At 49.8% G+C, this 22383-nt stretch carries 18 protein-coding genes and 1 pseudogene; 3 read left to right on the top strand and 16 right to left on the bottom strand.

Features of this window, described 5'->3' with window-relative positions; translation table 11 throughout:
• Positions 1-296: 296 nt before the first annotated feature.
• Positions 297-3905, bottom strand: a complete 3609-nt coding sequence (locus IFO68_RS09155) for a transporter substrate-binding domain-containing protein (RefSeq protein WP_192015616.1) — start codon at positions 3903-3905, stop codon at positions 297-299.
• Between the two features lie 587 nt (positions 3906-4492).
• Here IFO68_RS09155 and IFO68_RS09150 point away from each other — a divergent pair.
• Positions 4493-5185, top strand: a complete 693-nt coding sequence (locus IFO68_RS09150; RefSeq protein WP_192015615.1) for a response regulator transcription factor — start codon at positions 4493-4495, stop codon at positions 5183-5185.
• A 250-nt stretch (positions 5186-5435) separates the two neighbouring features.
• Here IFO68_RS09150 and IFO68_RS09145 read toward each other — a convergent pair whose 3' ends face one another.
• From IFO68_RS09145 to ubiT, 7 genes and pseudogenes are all read right to left on the bottom strand, one after another.
• Entirely contained in the window at positions 5436-5774 is a 339-nt protein-coding gene (locus IFO68_RS09145; RefSeq protein WP_192015614.1) for a VanZ family protein, read from the bottom strand.
• A 390-nt stretch (positions 5775-6164) separates the two neighbouring features.
• Positions 6165-6412, bottom strand: a pseudogene (locus tag IFO68_RS09140) (integrase core domain-containing protein); the annotation flags it as partial.
• Positions 6413-6560: 148 nt separating this feature from the next.
• Entirely contained in the window at positions 6561-7268 is a 708-nt protein-coding gene (locus IFO68_RS09135) for a hypothetical protein (RefSeq protein WP_192015613.1), read from the bottom strand.
• Between the two features lie 9 nt (positions 7269-7277).
• Positions 7278-8282, bottom strand: coding sequence for a 5'/3'-nucleotidase SurE (locus IFO68_RS09130; protein ID WP_225445140.1), 1005 nt, complete (start codon positions 8280-8282; stop codon positions 7278-7280).
• 146 nt (positions 8283-8428) lie between these two features.
• On the bottom strand, positions 8429-9580 hold the full coding sequence (locus IFO68_RS09125; protein WP_192015612.1) for a hypothetical protein: 1152 nt from the start codon (positions 9578-9580) through the stop codon (positions 8429-8431).
• A gap of 23 nt (positions 9581-9603) precedes the next feature.
• Positions 9604-10482: a hypothetical protein gene (locus IFO68_RS09120; protein ID WP_192015611.1), complete on the bottom strand. Its 879-nt coding sequence runs from the start codon at positions 10480-10482 to the stop codon at positions 9604-9606.
• Positions 10483-10550: 68 nt separating this feature from the next.
• Positions 10551-11030: a ubiquinone anaerobic biosynthesis accessory factor UbiT gene (ubiT, locus tag IFO68_RS09115; protein ID WP_192015610.1), complete on the bottom strand. Its 480-nt coding sequence runs from the start codon at positions 11028-11030 to the stop codon at positions 10551-10553.
• Between the two features lie 208 nt (positions 11031-11238).
• On the opposite strand from ubiT, the gene ubiU reads away from it, so the two are divergent.
• Positions 11239-12246 carry a ubiquinone anaerobic biosynthesis protein UbiU gene (gene ubiU / locus IFO68_RS09110; protein ID WP_192015609.1) on the top strand — a complete coding sequence of 336 codons (1008 nt, stop codon included), beginning with the start codon at positions 11239-11241 and terminating at the stop codon, positions 12244-12246.
• Between the two features lie 12 nt (positions 12247-12258).
• A complete protein-coding gene (locus tag IFO68_RS09105) occupies positions 12259-13140 on the top strand; it encodes a U32 family peptidase (RefSeq protein WP_192015608.1) in 882 nt (293 codons plus the stop codon).
• Between the two features lie 51 nt (positions 13141-13191).
• On the opposite strand, the gene IFO68_RS09100 is transcribed toward IFO68_RS09105, so the two are convergent.
• From IFO68_RS09100 to IFO68_RS09065, 8 genes are all read right to left on the bottom strand, one after another.
• On the bottom strand, positions 13192-13749 hold the full coding sequence (locus tag IFO68_RS09100) for an isochorismatase family protein (protein ID WP_192015607.1): 558 nt from the start codon (positions 13747-13749) through the stop codon (positions 13192-13194).
• 117 nt (positions 13750-13866) lie between these two features.
• Complete coding sequence (locus tag IFO68_RS09095) at positions 13867-15414, bottom strand: MFS transporter (protein ID WP_192015606.1); 1548 nt, start codon at positions 15412-15414, stop codon at positions 13867-13869.
• A complete protein-coding gene (locus IFO68_RS09090) occupies positions 15398-16252 on the bottom strand; it encodes a prephenate dehydrogenase dimerization domain-containing protein (RefSeq protein WP_192015605.1) in 855 nt (284 codons plus the stop codon). Before IFO68_RS09090 ends, IFO68_RS09095 begins: the two co-directional genes overlap by 17 nt.
• Before the next feature lie 44 nt (positions 16253-16296).
• Positions 16297-18342 carry an aminodeoxychorismate synthase component I gene (gene pabB, locus IFO68_RS09085; protein WP_192015604.1) on the bottom strand — a complete coding sequence of 682 codons (2046 nt, stop codon included), beginning with the start codon at positions 18340-18342 and terminating at the stop codon, positions 16297-16299.
• A 3-nt stretch (positions 18343-18345) separates the two neighbouring features.
• Entirely contained in the window at positions 18346-18678 is a 333-nt protein-coding gene (locus IFO68_RS09080; protein WP_192015603.1) for a chorismate mutase, read from the bottom strand.
• A gap of 114 nt (positions 18679-18792) precedes the next feature.
• Positions 18793-20037, bottom strand: a complete 1245-nt coding sequence (locus tag IFO68_RS09075) for an aminotransferase class I/II-fold pyridoxal phosphate-dependent enzyme (RefSeq protein WP_192015602.1) — start codon at positions 20035-20037, stop codon at positions 18793-18795.
• A complete protein-coding gene (locus IFO68_RS09070) occupies positions 20034-20882 on the bottom strand; it encodes a N5-glutamine methyltransferase family protein (RefSeq protein WP_192015601.1) in 849 nt (282 codons plus the stop codon). The genes IFO68_RS09075 and IFO68_RS09070 overlap by 4 nt, the downstream gene beginning before the upstream one ends.
• The gene (locus IFO68_RS09065) at positions 20879-22312 is read right to left on the bottom strand and encodes an NAD(P)/FAD-dependent oxidoreductase (protein ID WP_225445139.1); all 1434 of its coding nucleotides are present in this window, start codon (positions 22310-22312) and stop codon (positions 20879-20881) included. Before IFO68_RS09065 ends, IFO68_RS09070 begins: the two co-directional genes overlap by 4 nt.
• Positions 22313-22383: the final 71 nt, after the last annotated feature.

Here is a 22383-nt window from a genome sequence, read left to right as displayed (position 1 = left end):
GTTACGCTCTTGGAACCTAACGTTGCATTTTGACAGGCTATCTACAATGTAAAACAGAAGGAGTCGCTCCAAGTTTTTCCGATACGATAACACTAGAATGTTTTCGTACCGCCGTAATATCTATTTCCACACGCATCCCTCTATTGGCTAAACTTGCCACTTGTGTAGCTGCAGACTACTGATAGTTTAAAACACATCCCACTATTATAGATTTAACCATCAAGTTCACACAGCCGATATAAGACTTGTCTTAAAAGCCAACAAACTGAGCAACCTTAGTAGGGCGACGAAATTTTTCAACTCTCCTCCAACAGCCGCATCTGAAGCACTTCTAGGAGGTGCAGCACCACACTAATTTGGGCACGAGATCTCTGCACTCCCCTTTCCCCGCTCTCTTCAAGTACCTGGCACGCTTTGACGAGTTGCGCATCACCGGCAAGCTGTGCCCCCCCCTTAATCTTGTGAGCCAGCCTAACAAGCGCCTTGAGATCATCTTCCTGACCTAGCTCGGCTAACTTTGACGCGTCCTCGCGCAAGGTTCGCAAGATTTCTTCGACTAGGGAATCATAGGCCTCCGGTTTGAGTATGCGAAGTTTCTCCAATTCGCTACTGGCACCTGCGGCCTTAGCTCGTAGCTCATTGCCTCTGGAAATTTCGCCAATCAAGTTCGAAAGCACCTCGATGCTGACTGGCTTGAATATACACCTGGTCATACCTGCAGCCAGCCCTTTCTCGACAGCAGAAGACTGAGCATTGGCCGTCAGGCCGAAGATCGGATGAAAACCTTCCGCCCTCTCCTCCTCAATCGCACGGATACGGCTACTGAGTTCAAAGCCATCCATGTTAGGCATGTTGCAATCGGCAATGGTTAGGTCGAATGAAATAGATGCATGAGTCCAAACATCGAGTGCTGACTCACCATCGTCGCAGGGAACAGCCTCATGACCAAGGTATTCAAGCTGCTGGCACAACAACAGGCGACTAGGAGCATGGTCTTCAGCTACCAAAATTCGCAATCTGTGGGTCGAAGCCGGTTCCAATGTCGCCACTTGTGGCTGGGTATCTACATGAACAAGCGGTGCCTCGAAGCGTAGGAGAAAGCACGAGCCCTTCCCCAACTCACTTTCAACTGAAAGCGTTGCCCCTAGCAACTTGGTCAATCTTTGGCAGATGTTCAACCCGAGGCCAGAGCCATCACGACGCTGCAGCACACCGCCAGCCTGTACAAAGGGTTCGAATATCACCTTTTGATCGGCACCACTCAGCCCTACTCCGCTATCTTGGACTTGGATCTCATAGCACCCGAATCCATCACGTTTACGGCTCACGTCCTCACGTAGTACCAACTTTACCTCACCCTGCTCGGTGAACTTGATCGCATTGCTGAGCAAGTTGGAAACGATCTGATTGAGCATCAAACTGTCAATCATTATGCCCTTGTGAGTAATATCGATGCACAGGCAGTATTCGAGGTTTTTCTTCCGCGCATTGGCCTCAAATAAGCGATGAGCCGACTGGATCAGCACCTCCAAATCGGTTGTTCTGGAAGTTGGCTCAAGGGCGTCTGCTTCGATCTTCGACAAGTCGAGAATATCGCCGATCAGCGCTAACAGAGACTGTGCAGACTGATACGCCACATCGAGGTTATGCCTCATCTGTGCTGGATCATCGGTACGCAGACGCAACAATTCAATCAACCCCACCACAGCACTGATAGGTGTACGAATTTCATGGCTCATAGTGGTTAAAAATACCGACTTGGATCGGCTGGCCTCAACAGCTTGCTCCTTCGCCTGTTGCAATTGCTGCAGTAGTTTCTCGCGCTCAGTGATATCCAGCCAGCCTCCAATCACGCCCCGGTAGCGGCCCAAGCCATCCTGAAATGGAAGTATCCAATGATAGATATGGAAAGGTTGTCCTTTTACCTCCACATCTAAATCCGCGAAAATTGGCTTGCCCGTTTTCACTACCTCCAAGTACATCTGGTGATAGCGCGCGACCAGCCAAGGTGCGACGTCGCTGTTTTCCAGCAACGTCTTGCCGACGAACTCCTCCCTAGACGCCTGCATAAAGTCTAAATATGCCTGGTTGCAGTGAATCAAGCGCCCCTGTTGGTCACGTACATACAACGCGACTGGTGAACCGTCAATTAAGGTTCGTGTGAACTCTAATTGATCCTTCAGAGCCTCTTCGGCTCTTTGCCGGCGGCGAATCTGCCCTCTTAGGTAGTAGTTCCAAAGCAAGAAGATCAAGGCAAATAACGCAGCACCGCCAATAACTGCGTAGATCACATTTTTGTATGTGCTCCATGGGCTAGCAACGGCAGGTATATCATGGTTACGCCAGCGATCAGTCAACTGTCTGAGGCGCTCGGGCGGGATATCCAGCAAAGCTTCATTGATGATGTCCTTCAGTATTTGCTTATCGGAAGCTGCAGCCATGACGACCCTGTCAGGCCTCGGCCCGAACACCGAAGCAACATGCAGGTCAGCTTGGAAATGCTGCTTGATGAAATAATCGGCAATGAACTGGCTCTGCACACTGCCATCAACTTCTCCGCTTATCAGCATCTCCAATCCTTGCGAGGCGTTCTCGACTGCCACCGCAGTGATACTCGGATGATGCTTGCCCAACCATGCGAATCCAGGTGTATCACGTACAATCGCCAAACGCCGTCCATGAAGCTCATCGAAGCTGCGAATGTTGGATTGCTCTCGCCGGGTCACCACCACCAGCGGACTGATCAGGTAAGGGCGCGTGTAATACAAAGGTCCGGTCACAGATCCTGCGACGCTTAGCGCAACGATTAAGTCAGCCTGCTCCCTCTGCAGCCTCTCGATCATATCCCCAATGCCATCGCTGCGTACGGGCTCGAACCTCAGGCCGGTGCTGCGCTCAATCTGCTTAAGCAGGTCTACACTCAGACCGCGCAGTTGGTCACGCTGGTCATAGAAAGTCAACGGTGCATTAGGCGCAGCCATCAGCACTCTGATTCGCGGATTCGCCGCCACCCATGCCTGCTGCTCTGCACTCAACTGCAGGGGCTTTCTGGGGATCACGAAGTCTTCGCCCAGCTCCCAGCGCGAAGCTATTCTGAGCATCTCAGACAGGGGAATAGAAGAGAGCGACTGATTAATCGCGTCGAGCAACTCAGGCTGCTTAGCGCTGACGGCAAAGTTAATATCGCCAACGTCAGACACACCCTTAGTGTGATCGAAAGAAAGCAGGTTGGGAAACATTCGCGGTATCAGATATGCCGCAGTAATGGCACTCGTGTACAGCGCATCCGCCTGCTCGTAGACCACCGCAGTTATGGCTTGTGCGTGATTGCCATACTTCATCAGTTTAGCGTGCGGGTAGCGCAGCCTGAGCTGAGCTTCCAGCAATGAAGAGCCTACAAAAGCAAGCCGCTTATTAGCCATTTCCGGGTCAATACTAGCGGAATCGCGTGTACGCCGGATGACAACACGATGATTAACCAGATAGGCAACCGACTGACGTACTCGTGAATCGCTCGGTTGCCCAGCATCATTGAAGGCGAGCATCTCAACCTCGCCAGCGGCAAGCGCTTGCAGCGCTTGCTCGCGACCGGAGTAACTTACAATTTTAAAGCGAAGCCCTAATGTCTGTTCCAGCGCCCCCAAAACATCAGCCGTAACCCCCTCGAAATGAGCCAAGTCAAACCCCAGATGCATAGGTGGCCACGCTCCGCCCCACATAGCCACTCTAACTACAGACTTTCTATCTAACCAGGACTGGGTCTGCGTATTGAAATACACTTCCGGACTCACGACCGGCGTGCGGATCAAAAGCCGTACATCGTCCGTCTCCTGGCCATAAGCCACAGCACGAAACTGACAGATAACCAACACTAAAAAGAGAAATAGGAAATATGAGAGTTTCATGATGGCTTAGTCCAAAATCTGAAGATTGAAACCAGAGGACGGCTAAATTAAGGGGAAGTGGACAAATAACAGTCGCTTTTCGTCCATATTTAAGACCAGTCTCATGCACAACAGAGCGCAATTACGATAATGATAAATAAGACTAGCATCAAGAAAAATCCATACGAGGAACTGTACAACGATTAAATTAGAACAAACAAAGCTTGCCACCCAAAGAGACCCAAAAAGCTGCACTATCAGATCACAAAAATTGAAATCACCTGCTCAAAAGTCGGTACTTGGGTGCATAACTTTAGAACTCCACTATTATGGTCAATCAAGCGAGGTGGTCGACATAGTCGATGCTGCGGGCTTCCTTCTGAGACAGGAAGAAAATGTGCTGACGCCACGGTTGAATCTGCATTCCAAGGCGCTGACACTTGATCAACTGCTTGTAAGTTCGTAAAACACGGGCTCGATCGCGTGACCCGCTGAGTACAAACCGTATAGAGCAAGGGATAGGCTTTTAACACCCCACGAAATCTGCTAGCTTTGCAGGCGTCACTGCCTTAACCAAGGTATCAGGCAATTCAAAGGAGTTTGCGCCAATGCAATGGTCACCTAAGCCGCCAATCCGAATCGCCCTACTGGATGATCATGCATTGATCCGTGAGGCACTGAGTGTGCGCCTTTCGGCAGAGCCCGACTTCAATTTGCAAGGTGTCTATTCAACCAGTACCCAGCTACTTGATGCAATCCGTCGAGAAACCTTCGATCTGCTGGTACTTGACTACCAACTGGGGGACGGTGAGTTGGATGGGCTGCGTCTGATCGGCCTGATTCGCCAGCGTTACCCCGACTTACGTATAGTCATCTTTTCCTCCGCCGAACGCCCCGCTACAGTACATATGAGTATCCGCACCGGAGCAAACGGCTTTGTCGGCAAATCGCAAAATACCGACGACCTGATCCTGGCTATTCGAATGGCAGCCCGTGGGCGCTTGTATTTGTCGCCAAATATTGCAACAGAACTTGAAAAGCAGCCCTTCTCTCAATCTGCCGACGACGCTTCCCCAAACAAGGGCGAACAAGGCTTACTTAACTATTCTGAGCTGTCACCAAAGGAAAGCGAAGTGCTTCGCTGCTGCCTTGCTGGTCTTACGGTCAATCAGATCGCCCAGAAATTCTCGCGTAGTAAAAAGACTATTAGCAGCCAAAAGCAAGCCGCCTTCCGCAAACTTGGCATTCGTACCGACGCCGAGCTGTTCAAATTGGAGGCAGAGATTAGCAAAACACACTAATGCAACTCGCTTATTCCCCCTCAGGCTTTGACCCCATAACGTTCTACCACGCAAAAATTACGGTTAATTGAGCGTTGTTACTCTGCTTTATGTTGGTTGTTTTGTAGCGAGTTTGAGGCAAAAACCACGACAATGAATGAATACTTTCGTTCAGAATGTAAATCATTGATTTAGTTACCTCTAGTTAGCAAAACCTTCATTAATAAGGTGGTGCTAAGTGTGCTGTCTTCACGTATGGCGATTGTAACCCTCACATACTTTGCATCTTTTCAATTCGTTTCCTGAACCTTTTAGTAAGCAGAAATCCGCAAGCTACACCTAATGTGTTGAATATTATGTCGTTTAAATCAGACGTTCGCCCTGATCCCAGTACGAACTGCATGACCTCGATCATAATGCTTAAAAATGCACCAACAGCAATTGAATGTAGAAATTTTGCTCCTATAAGGTTTATTAACATACCACCAGGTACAAACATCAAAGCATTGAGGCAAGCATCAATAACGTCAGCTCGATTCGTCACATTTAAAGGCATAAAATTTATACTACTACCGCCACCGGAAGGTGTACCAAACGTCAGGTATAGCACGGTTGCTCCCCATACGAACGAAAGACTACATATAATGCAACACCTCATACTGCCCGAAAATTTCAATACAATGCTAGATACAAAGACAAATAACCAAGTGATTGCGATAAGTAGAAACAATGTTATTTTCCCCCACTGAAAACGACATTAATTGAAATAATTCAATGACTCTGCAAGATCTGCACAGTTTCGCAAAGAGTCGCTTGAACTGCAGATATTCTGAGATGCGCAGCACGATGGTTATTAACAATGCAGAACTTTGCGACGCACCTGAGGGCTTCTCCACTCGTCAATTAGAATATTGCTTAAGCCTTATCTCAATAAAGATTGACTCAAATAATAATGCCACAAACAAAATGACATACATATTCATAGCTTGACATACAGTGCTCAACTCATTCCGGACAATAAATTAAACCGATTTCAGCTTCAGCAGGGGATAATCCATCGCAGTAACTGTGGAGTCTATGCCAATAGTAATAGTCCATTAGATAGAAGCTGATATCTTTCATTGCCTCCGTCATTGATAAATACCCAGTTGCTGGTACCTATTCTGATTTTAGGCTGCGAAACAGCCGATCCATCGGAGCGTTATCCCAACACTTACCTCTCCGACTCATGCTTTGAGCCATACGATAACACCTTAGATGCTAACAAAGCAGACGGCTGGTGTACTGACAGCATTGCTCTTGCCGTAACAGGCAGAATAACGGAACGAAAATCGGCGACAAAACGGGCAAAACCCTCCTGCCGCCGCGAGTTCGACACTAACTGAACCGTCTGTTTCTAACCGGCAATCTTTACCCATACCTGGGGAAAGCCCGGGTGTTCGGTCTGCAGATTAATGCTGTACAGCACATCGTTATCGACCACAGTGTCAGCATAAGCCCGGGACAGCGGTAACTGACAACCGTTGTTGCCTGCCACTGTCATCACCCGGACAGTTTCCAGCGAAGCCGATGCCGAAAAGCGCGCACCAGACTCACAGTGCAGACTGGCAATACTGGCATTGCCCTGTTCGTCCAAACTCAGCGTGTAAAGCTGTCCGTCCCAGACCGCCTGGTACTGGCCTGCCACAAAGCCAGCGTGTTGAGCAGACGACGAATCGGCGGCCAGGCGAGTTGTGCCTTCAGGGGTGTCACACACGAAGGCATTTTGTTGTGCCTGACACTGATACTGTAATTCGGCAAAATAATAGCCAGTTTGCCCCTGCTCACCCGTTGGTTTTTCCGCCAGAAATGAGCTTTGGTGCTCCCTGTCATCCCACAAGGTCAGTAACGGCAGCCGACCGCTTTCAGCGATGAGCTGCACCTCAACCAGATTACCGGCAGTATCTTGAGCCACAGCGCGATACACCCCGCTCAGCGCAGCCTGGCCGGTATCTGTAGCGCCACTCTCTTTACCACTGTCTGCGCTGCTGTCCTTGTCTGAGCCATTACACCCCGCCAGAAAAAGCCCCAGCATCAGGCACAGAAGACGTGAATAGTTTCTCATAGCAGCCTCCTAGTTCAGACCCAGCAAACGCTGCTCAGTCAGTGACACCTTGGCTCGCGCCGCCTGGACATTACCGTCTATGGTACTGATTGTGATATAGCCCGCCTTCACCGCATTGCCTTCCGAGTTGGCGTTGGTATCTCCGGCATCCCCCATGCTGAACGACAGCCCTTGCTTACCCTGCATCGCCGTCTGCGCGGTGGCCTTGGCAGTGGCCTGATCCATGCCGCCCGCCATCAGTTTTTGCACCATATAGCCAATCAGCACCGCATCGCCTGACAGATCGTCGCTGAACTTGAACTCAATACCGCCGCCGTTCCAGCCAACATCGGTAAACTTATAGCCCAGATTATTGACCATCTCTTCCGGGGTATTGATATTCAGGCCGGTGTAAGCCGGTAACAAGGGTGAACCGGATGGGCGGCTGCTGGCCAGCTTAGCCACCACCTCGACCACGGTATGCGCCACCCGCTCAGACTGATCGGCATCGTGTGCGGTATTTTCATTGGCACTGACCGCTATCGCCGGAATCCCGCGGCTCAGTGCAATCATGGTTGCCCCCAGAGTGCCTGAGTTGTTATTCATGAAGCCCAGGTTGTTCCCCTCGTTGGGGCCGGAGATCACCAGATCTGGTGCCTGACCCCAGAGACGCTGCGCGGCCACATCGATACCGTACAAAACCGCCATAACAGGCGTGCCTTCGGCGTAATCAGCAAACGCCACGCTGGTGTCTGTGTCACCGACGCAGAATTCCTGCTGTGCCGCTTTTGTTTCATCCACACTGACAGGTTTCAGGAAGGTCATCGCACCACCTTTGCCGCTTTGTCCGGTACAGGGGGCAGACATGATCACACTATGCCCGGCGTCAATCAGGGCCGATTTCATGATCTGAATATTTTGCGTATCCCAGCTGTCGTCGTTGGTCAGCACAATATTCAGGGCCATCACTGGCGCACTGATCACAGTGGCAGATAGCAGGCTGGCGGTCAGCATTTTTTCCATGGTGCGTTTCATCGTTATTCCTATTGTAAGTTCAACACATTCTCCCTGTCCCGGGAGGCTGCGCTTACTGTTGCGAAATAAGATGACGGCTCTGTGACATCGGCGGCGATGGCAGAATTAGAGATATCTTTAAAATTTTATCCAGCATTTTCAATGCTTTACACATCCTGCTTTGACAGGCTGATTTTTTCTGGCGATATCTTCAAACGGTATTCGGTCTGGGGATTGTCGCCCGGTTTCCGGCTTTCAAAGAGACAATCCTCCGCGACTTCCTCACCTGTGACAGCTGACAGTGCTTCCTTGATTTTGCTGCGGTTCTGATCGAGGGATTTGGCTTTCAGTCCGGCCTGTTCCAGCTCACGAATAGCCCGTCCATGACCGCCATAGTGATACATCAGCTCAAGCAGAGACTGCGCCAGCACCGGGTCCGGTTTATTGGAAGGCGGATTTCTGACCCATCCGCCGTCTGTCTCATCGCGCCGCTTGCCGGCATACCATAATAAGTACAACGCCGGGGTGACGGACAAGGCCAAGGGTATGCCAGCCAGTGTCACCTGAACTTTGCCGCCGGTCAGATCAAAGTGCAGCTCTGGGAGCTGGCTGGCACGCGCCAGCAAAGACACCACACATTGCTGCGGCGAACTGAATGTTGCCCGGTTTGTGCTGATAAGCGCCCGCAAAATCGCCGGGTTGACCTGGCGGTTAGGATAAGTCTGCCGGAAATGGAGCACGCCCGCTTTGACTGCCGAGCGTTTCAGCAAGCCGTCCTGCTGGCCTGCGGCCGCACTTGGCTGTAAGAAAAGCGCCATCAGCACTCTGTCTTCTGCTTTAAGCGGCTGGCCGATGAGGTGCCAGCCTGCCACAGTGAGCAATGCCAGCCCCAGACTGAGGCTCAGCCAGGGCAGCCAACTTATCCGGCAATCAATGTCCAGCCAGGTTTGCTGCGCCCCCTGCGCAGCGATCAGCCAGGTCATGGTCCAGGGTAACCAGCGGCTGTTTTCTGCCGATATCTGTTCCCCCTGAGCTCCAAACCGGTAAATATGGCTGTGACATTGCTGGATCTGAGACGACAACCTGTTGCCCGATACGGCATCCAGCTCGCCTTCCAGCCGCCGGATCAGAATAACTTCCAGTGCTTCAGGTAACTGGTAATCCGCACTGTCCTGCCAGGCCTCAGCCATCACAGGCTGCACTCTGTCAGAGATGATCTGCAGATATTCCTGATAGCGGCCGAATGAAGATACCAGCGCAATGGCCAGGGCGTAGAACACCACCAGCCACATCAGAGGCAAACAGTGAATTCGTTTCATGGGTAATAACCTGAGTAGCAGCTTTATCGCAAAGACGACAACCCGTCTTTAATGGCGATTAAGGATTGAGGTGAAGATACGCGAGAGCTGGCATACCAGGCACCGGAGTATACCTGGCTGGCAATCATGACTTTGGACAGCACTGCAGAAGATTGCGACAGCGTGCTGAAACTCGTGTCCGCAACGACATCAACCTGACCGGCCAGCAATGCCTCAGCCAAGGCTTGCCGCGACGGGTAAAAAGCAATGTGCACCGAATCCGCCGCCAGTTGCAGGCTGTTCAGCTGATTCATGGGTAGCTGATAACCGGAAAGACTGAACGGATCATCCAGCAGCCCCAGAGTCATCTGGGTAAAATCGTCTTTAGTGCCCCGAAAATCTGCCGATCTGGCGTACCAGTAAACATCATAGCTGGGTAAGATCAGCACTGGCTGATAATAATCCAGATAGCTCGGACTCATGCCGTTCAGCACATAATCCCGCCCCCACATGACATCGTAAAACTGACTGTAAATCTGCGCCGGAACGAACTCGCTGCGCGATTGCCAGAACACGCTGACACCAGCATACGCGCTCTGAATGGCAGGTTGCGAACACAGTTTTTTCAGTATCGGCAGTGCCAGCTGGTGTACCGGCGTAAAGACCCGCAGCGGTTCGGTTGCGTTCGTCCGCCCCTGGGCTGCGCCAATATCACGACAAGACACCTGATTGTATGCTGACATCGTCGCGACCGGCGACGCCGGACTGAGACTCCAGACCAACAGCAAGAGCACAGCCAGCACCACGGCTGACTGCGCCCCCAAATACAATAATTTTCCCCGCCATTGCTGCTCAATGAACAAGTGAAGCTTTCCCACCCATTGAGCCGTGAATAGCCGGGTTTGACGCTTTACTGCATCCATGCCTGTTCATACCCGCATCCCTTTGCTGCAAGCAGCATAAACAGCCACTGTGATATTTGTATGACAGCCTATTCAGTGCCGTACAATGTGGCTGCTTTGGTCAGCAGCCAGTGTAACGACTTAGGCAAGCGCTCCGGTTCAAGGCTGTCCAGCAGATTCTTTACCGCCAGACCGAGCTCAGTATCTCCCGCCATCATTAACCGGCGCTGGAAGAAAAGCGTATCGGGATCCACCTTACGGGCGGCTATACGTAACAAATTCTGGCTGCTGGCTTTCATCAGCGCATTTGGTGCCGGAACAGAGGGTAACACCACCAGCCTTCCGGAATTCAGTGTGAGGGTGAACGACCAATCCAGATCTTCTATCGTGATCGTCACCGTCTGATCGGCCAGAAAATCCAGTTCACCGTCGGATAACGCCTCTTTGAACACCACAGCCAGCGCCTGTTCTATCAGTCTCTTATGGACAAAAAACGGTGTCAGCCTGCAATGGTATTTCAACAACTGCGGTGCCAGTTCAGGTAAGCCCGGCAAAGTCTGCAAATACACTGTGAATCCCTCTTCCATCATTGTGATGGCATCAGCTTACGGGAAATCAAGACGGCACTTACTGCGATACATCAATAACCCGGACAAGCGCAGTTCACCCCAAAGGGGTATAGCGGTTAAAAACGAGAAAAAACCTGCGTGATATCAAGATCGTCTCCCGCCAGCTTTTTATGATGTCCCCTTCTTTCGACACTCAAGGAGCCCAGGTATGGAGCTGCTCTGTCCGGCCGGCAATTTACCCGCACTCAAGACCGCCATCGATAATGGCGCCGATGCGGTCTACATCGGCTTCAAAGATGACACCAATGCCCGCCATTTTACCGGCCTGAACTTTGACGGCCGACGACTCGAACAAGCCGCAGACTATGTCCGCCAGCACAACCGGAAACTGCATGTTGCCCTCAACACCTTTGCCCATCCCGACGGTTTCAGCCGCTGGCAGCAGGCTGTCGATAAAGCCGCCGCACTGGGCGTCGATGCCCTGATTGTGGCTGATATCGCGGTCCTGGACTATGCCGCCCGCCGCTATCCTGAGCTGGAACTGCACCTGTCGGTTCAGGCCTCGGCTACCAACACAGAAGCCATTGCGTTTTACCGTACTCACTTCAACGTAAAGCGGGTCGTACTGCCTCGCGTGCTGTCTATCCACCAGGTAAAACAGCTTGCCCGCAATAGCGAGGTCGAGCTTGAAGTCTTTGCATTTGGCAGTTTGTGCATCATGGCTGAAGGCCGGTGTTATTTATCCTCTTATCTGACCGGTGAGTCGCCAAACACAGCCGGAGCCTGCTCTCCGGCTAAATTTGTCCGCTGGCAGGAAACCTGGGACGGACTGGAATCACGTCTGAACGGTATTTTGATTGACCGTTACCGTCAGGATGAGAAAGCCGGCTATCCCACCTTATGCAAAGGGCGATTTGATACGCAAGTAAACGGACTGAACCAGCGAGGACATGTTCTGGAGGCGCCGACCAGCCTCAATACCCTCAGTCTGCTTCCTGAGCTGTTCAGGACAGGGGTGGCCTCGGTCAAAATTGAAGGCAGACAACGCAGCCAGGCTTATGTCGAGCAAGTGACCCGAACCTGGCGGCAGGCGATCGACAGTTACCAGGCCAATCCCGATGCCTATCAGGTTCAGCAGCAATGGGACAACACGCTCAGTCGTCTGTCGGAAGGGGCACAAACCACACTGGGCGCTTACCAGCGACAATGGCAATAACAGGAGAGAAACATGAAATATTCATTGGGGCCGCTGCTCTACTTCTGGCCTAAAACGGATGTCGACTCTTTCTATCACGCCGCCCGGAGCAGTGACGCCGATATTGTGTATCTGGGCGAAACCGTTTGTGCGAAGCGGCGGCTGATGAAGCCCGCCGACTGGCTAGTACTGGCCCGGGAACTGGCAGCCGCAGGCAAAGAGGTGGTACTTTCCACACAAGCTTTGCTGGAAGCGCCCAGTGAGATCAATGTCATGAAAAAGTACATTGATAACGGCGAATTCAGTATAGAAGCGAATGATGTCTCCGCCATCCATCTCGCCCATCAGCAAAACGTCCCCTTTGTGGTTGGCCCGGCAGTCAATTGTTATAACGCGCAGACCTTACAGCTTTTTGTCAGACAAGGCATGACACGCTGGTGCATGCCGGTAGAGCTGTCACGGGACTGGCTGAATAACATTCTGCACGACTGTGCTGCAATGGGCATTCGTCACCGGTTTGAAACGGAAGTGTTCAGTTATGGCTATCTGCCGCTGGCCTATTCCGCCCGTTGCTTTACGGCCAGAGCGGAAGGCAAAGCCAAAGACGACTGTCAGACCTGCTGCATTCATTACCCGCAAGGCCTGGCCGCAAACAGTCAGGAAGGCCAGCGACTGTTCACCCTGAATGGTATTCAGACGCAATCCGGCTACTGTTATAACCTGATCAAGGATCTCGCAAGCATGGACGGACTGGTGGATGTGGTACGCATCAGCCCGATGGCAGAGGATATTCTGGCCACGCTCAGTGCATTCAAACAGGCCGAATTAACAGGAACCACCTGCCCGGTAACGGATCGCATCCACTGTAACGGTTACTGGCACCGCCTTGCAGGACTGGACATCCAACCCAGCTAGAGTAGTTAATAACTTAGGACTGTCTGGCCTGTGCCCTACGGCCTTGATGCGCTAGCGTGTGTCCAGCAGGGCCAGCAGTTCCTCGCAGGTTCCTGTCTCGCCCAGACGGGGGAAAATGCGTTCCAGCGAATTATGGTGGGCATACACATTCACATCTGTCATGGCATCGGTACATAAGGAGACATTCAGCCCGAGTTCATACGCCTGACGGGCGGTTGATTCCACACCGATACTGGTTGCAATACCGACCACCACAACCTGGGTTACGGACAAGGCGCTGAGTGTTTCTTCCAGGCCAGTATGGCTGAACGCGCCCCAGCATTGCTTAGTGATACAGATATCATTTGCCAGCGGCGTCATTGCCGGTACCAGTTCCGCCCAGTCGCTGGCAGGTGTGCCTCCGGCACGGGGCTGCTCTGTACGTCCGGGGGCACTGCCAGCCACATTCACCAGTACAACCGGTAACTGATGGCAGCGAAACGCCTCTGCCAGCCGGGCGGCATGTTTCACGACGACTCCTGCATCATGCGCCAGGGGAAGCCCCACGATGCCTTTTTGCAGATCAATCACAATCAATGCAGTGCGACTATCCAACTGTGTAAGCGGCATATCACCACTCCTTAAAATTTTACTTACCGATACACTATAGTGTCGAAAACGTCAGCGATGCTGAATAAGTCATTCAAAACAAAAAACGGCCCTTTAAAAAGGGCCGCGTTTCTGCTCTCAGTCTTGCATTTCAGTCGCCAAATCGGCACTCTCCGAGCTCGGTAGCTTCAGGTATTTAAGTACAACCAACACCACAGCCAGCACAGTCACCGCAACGCCCAGGCTGACCAGCTGTACACTTTGCGTAAAAGCAATCGACGCAGACTCGAGCAGAGAATCTGCCCACTCACTGTTCAACGTCTGGCTCACTGCGTATGCCCCGGGTAAGGTTTCTTTTGCCTGCATAGCCACAGACACATCAATACCTGCAGGTGCCACAAAATTCGCACGATATAACCAGGCTACCGCGCCACCAATAAGGGTAGTACCTAACACCACACCGGCTTCATAAGCTGTTTCACTTACGGAAGAGGCACTGCCGGCACTGTCTGGCGGAACCGAAGACAGAACCAGATCATTGGTCACAGTCGTAATAGCTGCCACCCCAATATTCAATAATGCAAACGCGACTGCAATTGTCAGCATCGAAATATCAAACAGAGCGAAAACCATAAACGCTACGCCGGCTAATACCAGACAAAACGCAATCACCCGGTTGGGTGCGATACGCTGTACAACCGGGACAACAGCCATCCCAGCGACAATCGCTAACACCTGCCCCGGTACTAGATTCAGGCTGGCCACTAACGGGGAGCTGCCTAGTACAATTTGCATCAGCTGTGTTGCAAGGTAGATAAATCCGATAAGCAGTCCCAGGCTGACCAGATTCACCGCAATTGACACTGAAAATGCCGGGATGGTGAACAACTTGAGATCCAGCAAGGGATCTTTTAATGCCAATTGCCGGCGTACAAACAGCACACCAAACACCAGACCGCAGATAAAGGTCGAGATAGCCAATGCATCTATGCCTTCCGTCGCACCATGTTTCAGCGCAAACATCAGGCTCACCATAGCCACCAGACTTAAAGTAATGCTCCAGTAGTCAATGCTGAATGCAGGTTGCTTCTCCGATTCAGGAAGACAGAAAGGTGCAAAAAGTATGACTGGTGCTAAAAATGGCAATGCGACTAAGAATACAGATTGCCAATCGTAATACTGCAGTAACACACCGCCCACCAAAGGACCCAGCGCCGAGCCAATTGTCAGGCACGTTGCCCAAACGGCCACAGCTATGCGTCTTTCTTCTCTGTCTTCAAACGCCGAACGAATCAAAGCCAAGGTGGCAGGTAAAATCATCGCCCCGAAGAAACCCAGCACCGCTCGACCAGCAATCAGATGCCAGGCCTGCTGAGAAAACACGACAACCAGAGATACAGCGGCAAAACCGCTACAGCCGATAAACAGCATTTTCCTGTGGCCGAGTCGATCACCGGCTCCCCCCATAGTGACCAGCAGTCCGGCCAGGACAATGGAATAAGCATCAATAATCCACAATTGCTGAGCCGCGGAAGGGCTCAGTGCAGACGCGATACGCGGTAATGAAAAGTTCAGAATGGTGTTATCGATAGTCACCAAAAGTACTGGCAGCATAATGACAAACAGTGCCAGTGCTTTTGAGCGATCTTTCAAAATAGCAACCAGTGGATTAGCGGCTGAGCTCATCTTGTCCTCCCGTGTTAAGAGTCATTAATGTCTGAAAAATACACTCTGCCTCTTTCTCAGATTGAGGCAGTATTTCCTTTAAATGTTGTTTGGAATCATCCAACTGAGAGACAAAAGCCGAAAAATCATTGCTTTCTACCTGCGTATTTAATATTGAGAGTGAAGCCATCAGCTTGTCGCGCTGCTTACTGGCAGCTTGGTTATAGGCTTGGATATCCCAGTAGGTTTCAGGCTCATTGGCGAGGATCCTGGCCGCCAAGCTTAATAATGTTTTCATGGGAGGCGGAGCGATTTGGTAGATAACCTTGATATCACAGCCTTCGTCAACTAAGGCTGTCAGGAAGGACAGAATTGCAGCATGCGGCAACGCCTGACAAAGCGCCATGTTGTTATCATGATCGCTTGGATTCATCTGCGAGACATCCATTCCCTGTCTGGCGAGCAGTGCCGACATCATGGCTCCCGCTTGGCTCTGAACCTGTTCGCAAACGATGACCGGACGTCCGTGACAAGCCAGTTTGGGTGAAAACATGGGATTCACCCCGACAACACTGACGGACGGCAGGCAATCTGCCGCGATCTGATGGAATGGCACCTGTACCGAGCAGGTATTAACGACGACATCCACAGACGTCAATAACGGTGCGTAAACCGCCAAAGACGCTGCTGCTACCGATTCAGGCAGAGCAAAAACCACACCAGAAGCCGCTTTTACCTTTTCTGTCAGTACGGGATCAAGATGCCGTACATCGCAGATAACATGATCCACCTTGTATGCGGGCGCAACTTGATCAGCCACAGTAACCGAATAGCCTTCAGACTCAAGAAGTGTTGCCATGAATTGTCCAACGACACCCGCACCACCGAATATTACATATTGGCTCAATGTTTTGTCTCCGTGCTTGCTGTTAAGGAATAAAACGGCACACTGGCTTTCACTAAGGTTTCTTCCATCTCTTCAACGGGAGAAGAAGCAGAAACGATTGCCCCGCCAATGCCAAATTCTGCCATCCCCTCTTTCACCACTGCGGTTCGAATAACAATGCTTAAATTCGTGCATCCATTCATCCCAACCCAACCCAGGCTTCCGGCGTAGATTCCCCGGGCGGAAGATTCCAGACCATCGATAATATCCATAGTGCGCCGCTTGGGTGCTCCGGTCATTGATCCGCCCGGAAAACACGCTTTAATTGCATTAAACGTTCCGATATTGGGTTTGAGCTGCCCTTCAATCGTTGATACCAGTTGGTGGACCGAACTGTAGGTTTCAATATCAAAAGCTTTGGGTACATGTACCGTCCCGGGGGTACAGATACTATTCAGATCATGCCTGACCAAATCAATGATCATCAGATTCTCTGCCCGATCCTTTTCAGAGCAAGCCAGCTCGTGCTTCAAGACCTCATCCTGTGCCTCCGTCTTTCCTCTGGGGCGGGTGCCCTTAATTGGCTTGGATGTCACTGTACGATTCGAATCAATTTGCAAAAATGTTTCAGGTGAAGCGCTTAAGATCGCAAAATCGGGCGTTTTCATATAAGCCCCATAAGGTACGGGGCTTGCCGAACGCATCTTCATATAGGCGGAAAGCTCGTCTTCGCTAAATGGCAGACGCGCCCGATTTGTCAGGCATATTTCATAAGATTCGCCGTCCCGGATTTCTTTCAGACAACGATGAATTTTATCGATATACACTTCCGCACTGTCTTCCAGCTCCAGCGACTGCTCAGGCACTGGTCCAGGCTGAAACGATGACGCACCTTGCTGAGGGCTCTGTTGTGCGGCTTCCAGAGAAAACGTCATCGGCTCCCCCCATAGATGACAGAGGTAAGCAGTTTGCTCTTGATGATCAAAAATCAGTAAATTCTGAGGTAAAAAAAACAGCGCATCGGGTGTGGAAGAACGGTGGTTATTGTTACTGCCCATCAGGGCTTTCAGTTCATAGCCCAAATAACCAACCAGCCCGCAACCATAGGGCATCAGTGCCTCAGTTTCTGAATCCGGTTTCAGAAAGGCTACAATGCGATCCATCAGCTCAAAATAATCCCCCTGGATATCGCTGTCCCCGCAGGGGCCACTCAGATGTAATGTGCGTGTACTGACCTCATAGCGAAACACAATGGCTTCATCGGGCTGTCCACTGCCCATTAACGAATACCTGGCAGACCGCGCATCAGCCATTTCACTATCGAGCCAAAATGCAGATGTTTTGCCCGAAAAGTAACGCGAAAAAATGTCAGAGACACTCATCGTCATTTTCAGGGGCTCATAGTTCGCTCCCAATGAAAATGTACCCGCCGCTTCTTTGATAACACGATGTATTTCATTGTCGGCATCAGAATCGCAGCCAGCCGGTTCACCGCGATTAATCATGTTAATGAAATTACCAATCAGAGTGTGTCCATACTCTGATTCAATCGACTCCGGATGGAACTGGACTCCCCATATCGGTTTTTCGCGATGCGCAATGCCCATGATTAACCCGTCTGCTGTGCGGGCCGTAACGTCAAGACAATCGGGAACCTCCGTACATATCAGGGAGTGATAGCGGACCACATTAAACGACTGGGGGATGCCAGAAAACAAGCCTTCGCCATTATGAATAATCTGGCTTTTATAGCCATGAACCGGTGATGGCGCATGGGAGACATGGCCGCCAAATCTGGTATTTATCCCTTGATGTCCCAGGCAAATACCCAAAATTGGAATGCTGCATTTATCAATGACTTCACCGCATACGCCAAAATCTTCGTCACAGGCAGGGTGCCCCGGGCCAGGTGAAAGAATAACACCCGAAAAAAAATCAATATTCAATGAAGCGTATGATGCAGAGTTCGGTACTACCGTCGGCATGATCCCTGTCAGTTCGAAAACATACTGAGAAATATTATTCGTAAAGGAATCGTAATTATCAATGATCAGAATATTCATGGTTCACTTCTCTTTGACTTCTGACAAGGCTTTTATTATGACAAGTTCCTCTTCACAAGTTTCATGGATAATACGTTCAAAAATATCCTCAATGTAAGACGGATTTAACTGATAGTTCGCTGAAAGCGATTTCATTTTATTCAACGTGAATTCGACTCTGCCTTTTTGCATCATCGGAATGTTTTCTCGGGCTTTAACGTTCGCAATTGTCCGACAAATCTCCATACGGTTTGCCAGTAACGCAATGATCTGTTCGTTAATTACATCCAGCTTATCTCTGTAAGGTTTTAATTCACGAACCACAACGTCATCATTCATCTGATTATTAACAACCATGCCATTACCTTCGACTTAAACTTCAAATAAAGAACGCATAACAACCAACGTACACCAACATTAAAAAGACGTTTGATTCCAGGTTGGTTGTTACTTCCAGGATTTATTATCAAATCACCCGATAAGGGCATTTAACTTATTGGCCAGATAATCAATTTGCTCGTGGCTATGATTGGCTGAAATGGCAAAACGTAACATCGCTTTATTGGTTTCTACGATAGGATAAAAAACAGGAAACATAATTAACCCGGATTCCCGTAAAGCTGTCGCGGCCGTTAAACCTTGCTGTTCACTAGCAAAGTAAGCGCCTCTGATTGGTGCTCTCTGTCCGGAGTTCATCATTACGCTTTCAACTTTCTCATCGAATCTGTTGATGTTTTGCCATAATGCAGCTTGTAATTCATCTATTTCAGAAGAAAGATGGATCTTTGCGGCAGCAACATTCGCCGCCTGAAGCGGGACGGGTACGGTATGGCCAAATACAAGCGGGTTCGCTAATGCCTTAAGCTGTTCATTATTATAATCTTTGCGCAGAACAATGAAACCGCCGGCACCACCAAAAGCCTTACTTAATGACCCGGCTATTAATGTATTATCAGGTAAGCGGTGTTCAAGATTCTCATACGCGTAGCCTGCACCGTATTTACCTGAAATAGAAATACCGTGTGCATCATCAACATATAAATATCCTTCGTATTGATTGAGCAATTCAGATAGCGCTCTGACAGGAAGTAATCCTGACATCGAACCGACACCATCAATCAACAATATAGGTGTTACTCGCTCAAGCTGACATTGCTTTAATGTTGTCGTTAACGATTCTGTATCATTCGTATCAACACGTACGACCTGCCCAAACTGACCAAGTAATCCACGCAACACCTGCATTGAAGCATGAGCCGTTTTATCAACCAGCCAGCGAACCGCTGATTTAGTCGGATAAAGGTGCATATTGCCACTACCCAATAAAGGTAAAACACCTAAATGCGCATTACTGGTCGAAGTAAACACAGTGACTGAGTTACCCTGATACATCTCCTGCAACAGGTTTTCCAGTTGTGGCAAGTACACAGGACTCATCGCACTCCGGCTTGCCGATAAATGTATACCAACATGATGAAGTGCCTGATATGCCGCCTCTATTAATAATGGATGGGACTCCAAACCTAAGTAAGAGCAAGAAATGAATTCTGTGTATAACTTTCCATCATCCAAAATAACTTGCTTACCACAACGTTCCGTCACAATAAAAGAGGTTAATCCCTCTCCGGAGGCCTGTTCGAAAGCATCCGTTGTACGGGTACTACGGATGGACATCCAATTGCTGTCATGCAATTGTTCTTTATTAACACTCGTCATTTTTTTGTACCTACTGTCATCACTGCTGGCCCAGTCTGATCAGAAAAAAGGGGATCGGTGTGAGTGAGCACAGACTCAAACTGATATCGGGAGAATAGGTCTTGCACCATAGGTATTTGTGATTCCCCGTGTTCGACAATCACAGTACCGCCAGGCTTCAGTACAATCTCTGCAAGGCGCAATGAGGCGTCGATAATCTCGCTGCCATCTTGGCCTGAGTAAATGGCATTTTCCGGGTGATATTTTCCCCACTCAGGCAATAAGCTCTCTGATTCAGGGACATAAGGAGGATTCGATATCACAACATCCACACTTTGACTCTTATCCAGAAAAAATGTGAGGTCGGTAATGTCTTTTTTCAGTGCAACGACGCTGCCTTCATCCGCGAGACGATGAATATTACGGCACAGATACTGGTACGCAGTTTCATCATTTTCCAAACAATAAACCGTTGCATTCCGGTATTGCCGCCATGCTGATATACCGATAGCCCCCGTTCCCGAGCACAAATCGTAAATAACCGCCTCGGACTCAGCGTGGAGCTGTGTTTTTAGCCATTCAAGCAGCATTGCGCTTTGCTGACGCGGTACAAATACCCCGGTTCCAACAACAAATCGGCAATCAATAAAGTCACTGTACCCAAGGATATGACCTAACGGGATACGATGTGCTCTTTCCTTCAGATCGGAGCGAAAGCAAGCAACATCAGATTCAGACAATACCTCATCAGACGATATATATTTCTTTGCTATCGCTTGAAAATCCCCATAAGGATCCCAGACGCCCGATGCAATCAGACTCTGGAGTTCATGCTGAAATGTCTGCTCAATTTGCGCTTGTTTCATGACCAAGCCTCATAATATTCCGCCAGACGGTCATACATCGACCGATAAAGATATGAGAAAGCGACCAGCTCTGGTGGCGGTGTATAGCTTGGGTGAAGGCTCTCAATGAGATCGGCATAATAGCCCGTCATGCCTTTGTCGAGTAACGGTAGCCAGTAGGGTTTGATATCCCAGCGGAATTCGTAACCGGTAGCAAACATTTGTTTTACCGTTTCTTTCACGGTTTCTTCACGAGATAAACCTGGTAATGGCTTCCGAATAGGCGAGAAGACATCCAGGTTTATTTCTGGCCGGCGACCCTGAATTTTATCGGCCATATAAGCAGCCAATAATGGTGACTGGTGCAATCCGTCACGGTAGGTTCCTGTCGCTAACCACAATCCTTTGAAATAACATTGCCCAATTAACGGATAACCGTCAGCAGGAATAGGCCGATTACCAACTTGAATGGCTTCCACTTCTGCGTCATTCAAATCAAGATGTAATTGGTCTAATGCGCAGTCCAGCAGAAACTGAACATCAGATATCAATGCGTTTTTCCTTGGTGACTCAGCCAAAATATTTGTCGCGCCTATATAAAGCAGATCTTTCTCTCTGGGTACACAATGTAAACCACAGGCAAAGGCTCTGTTTGGCGTTCTGATTACACTGTCAGGTACTTGATGCCCAGGCTTTAACCTCGCCAGAATAGAAACACCGTACCCTGCAAACATAGGAGGGATGCGTTTTTTAACTTCTGGATAAGCATCAAGCAAATCTAACGAATGCACACCGGCTGCAATCACAACATTGTCTGCCGATATTAAAGTGCCATCCGTTAATTTAACGCCAGTCGCCACATCAGCTTCTGTTAATATTTCGGCTGCATTTTCATTGATAATTTCTCCGCCTTTTCCCAGAAAAGCGGCATCCAGCTTTTCCAGCAGAAGATGTGAATTCACCGCATTTTCTGCTGGAATATATAAAGCTTGCATCGGGCGAACTAAATCATTGGCTTTAATCCAGGGAACGTTAGAGGCCGAGACTGTCTCATAAGGTTCGTTGTAACGCTGCAGAGTTGCCTCAATAGTTTCATAATTTACTGTATCAACCTCAGCCATACCCGCCGAGTTTAAAATAACATGAGTGCCTTTCGCTGTTAGGAGATCATCATGCATTCCAGATGCTTCTGATAACCTTTCAGACCAGTTTTCCCATCCACTTTTTGCCTTGATATCCATATCAACTTTCAGTCGGCCATACTCACTGCTGACTAACCCACTCGTGATTTCACCAAAACAACCGTTCATAGCACCCGCAGCCATAGATGCTGCATTTTCACGTTTTGTTTCACCTACCCTGACAACTTTTAAGCCGCGAGAAGCTAACTCAAATGCGATGGATCCACCAATAGCACCAGCGCCAACAACAATGGCATCATAATTCATCATTTATTTCCTTATTACTGTAAATTCCATTCAATAGAACGAATGTGATTATTCTGCTGAACATTATATTCAGG

The sequence above is a fragment of the Photobacterium arenosum genome, from assembly GCF_014841115.1.
Taxonomy (GTDB): Bacteria; Pseudomonadota; Gammaproteobacteria; order Enterobacterales; family Vibrionaceae; genus Photobacterium; species Photobacterium arenosum.
This window is presented reverse-complemented; position numbering and strand designations above follow the sequence as displayed.

What these genes read in the sequence shown, in the direction of transcription:
- IFO68_RS09155 (WP_192015616.1), bottom strand. Translation starts at nt 3,905, where the DNA reads ATGAAACTCTCATATTTCCTATTTCTCTTTTTAGTGTTGGTTATCTGT.
- IFO68_RS09150 (WP_192015615.1), top strand. Translation starts at nt 4,493, where the DNA reads ATGCAATGGTCACCTAAGCCGCCAATCCGAATCGCCCTACTGGATGAT.
- IFO68_RS09135 (WP_192015613.1), bottom strand. Translation starts at nt 7,268, where the DNA reads ATGAGAAACTATTCACGTCTTCTGTGCCTGATGCTGGGGCTTTTTCTG.
- IFO68_RS09130 (WP_225445140.1), bottom strand. Translation starts at nt 8,282, where the DNA reads ATGAAACGCACCATGGAAAAAATGCTGACCGCCAGCCTGCTATCTGCC.
- IFO68_RS09125 (WP_192015612.1), bottom strand. Translation starts at nt 9,580, where the DNA reads ATGAAACGAATTCACTGTTTGCCTCTGATGTGGCTGGTGGTGTTCTAC.
- IFO68_RS09120 (WP_192015611.1), bottom strand. Translation starts at nt 10,482, where the DNA reads ATGGATGCAGTAAAGCGTCAAACCCGGCTATTCACGGCTCAATGGGTG.
- ubiU (WP_192015609.1), top strand. Translation starts at nt 11,239, where the DNA reads ATGGAGCTGCTCTGTCCGGCCGGCAATTTACCCGCACTCAAGACCGCC.
- IFO68_RS09105 (WP_192015608.1), top strand. Translation starts at nt 12,259, where the DNA reads ATGAAATATTCATTGGGGCCGCTGCTCTACTTCTGGCCTAAAACGGAT.
- IFO68_RS09100 (WP_192015607.1), bottom strand. Translation starts at nt 13,749, where the DNA reads ATGCCGCTTACACAGTTGGATAGTCGCACTGCATTGATTGTGATTGAT.
- IFO68_RS09095 (WP_192015606.1), bottom strand. Translation starts at nt 15,414, where the DNA reads ATGAGCTCAGCCGCTAATCCACTGGTTGCTATTTTGAAAGATCGCTCA.
- IFO68_RS09090 (WP_192015605.1), bottom strand. Translation starts at nt 16,252, where the DNA reads ATGGCAACACTTCTTGAGTCTGAAGGCTATTCGGTTACTGTGGCTGAT.
- pabB (WP_192015604.1), bottom strand. Translation starts at nt 18,342, where the DNA reads ATGAATATTCTGATCATTGATAATTACGATTCCTTTACGAATAATATT.
- IFO68_RS09080 (WP_192015603.1), bottom strand. Translation starts at nt 18,678, where the DNA reads ATGGTTGTTAATAATCAGATGAATGATGACGTTGTGGTTCGTGAATTA.
- IFO68_RS09075 (WP_192015602.1), bottom strand. Translation starts at nt 20,037, where the DNA reads ATGACGAGTGTTAATAAAGAACAATTGCATGACAGCAATTGGATGTCC.
- IFO68_RS09070 (WP_192015601.1), bottom strand. Translation starts at nt 20,882, where the DNA reads ATGAAACAAGCGCAAATTGAGCAGACATTTCAGCATGAACTCCAGAGT.
- IFO68_RS09065 (WP_225445139.1), bottom strand. Translation starts at nt 22,312, where the DNA reads ATGATGAATTATGATGCCATTGTTGTTGGCGCTGGTGCTATTGGTGGA.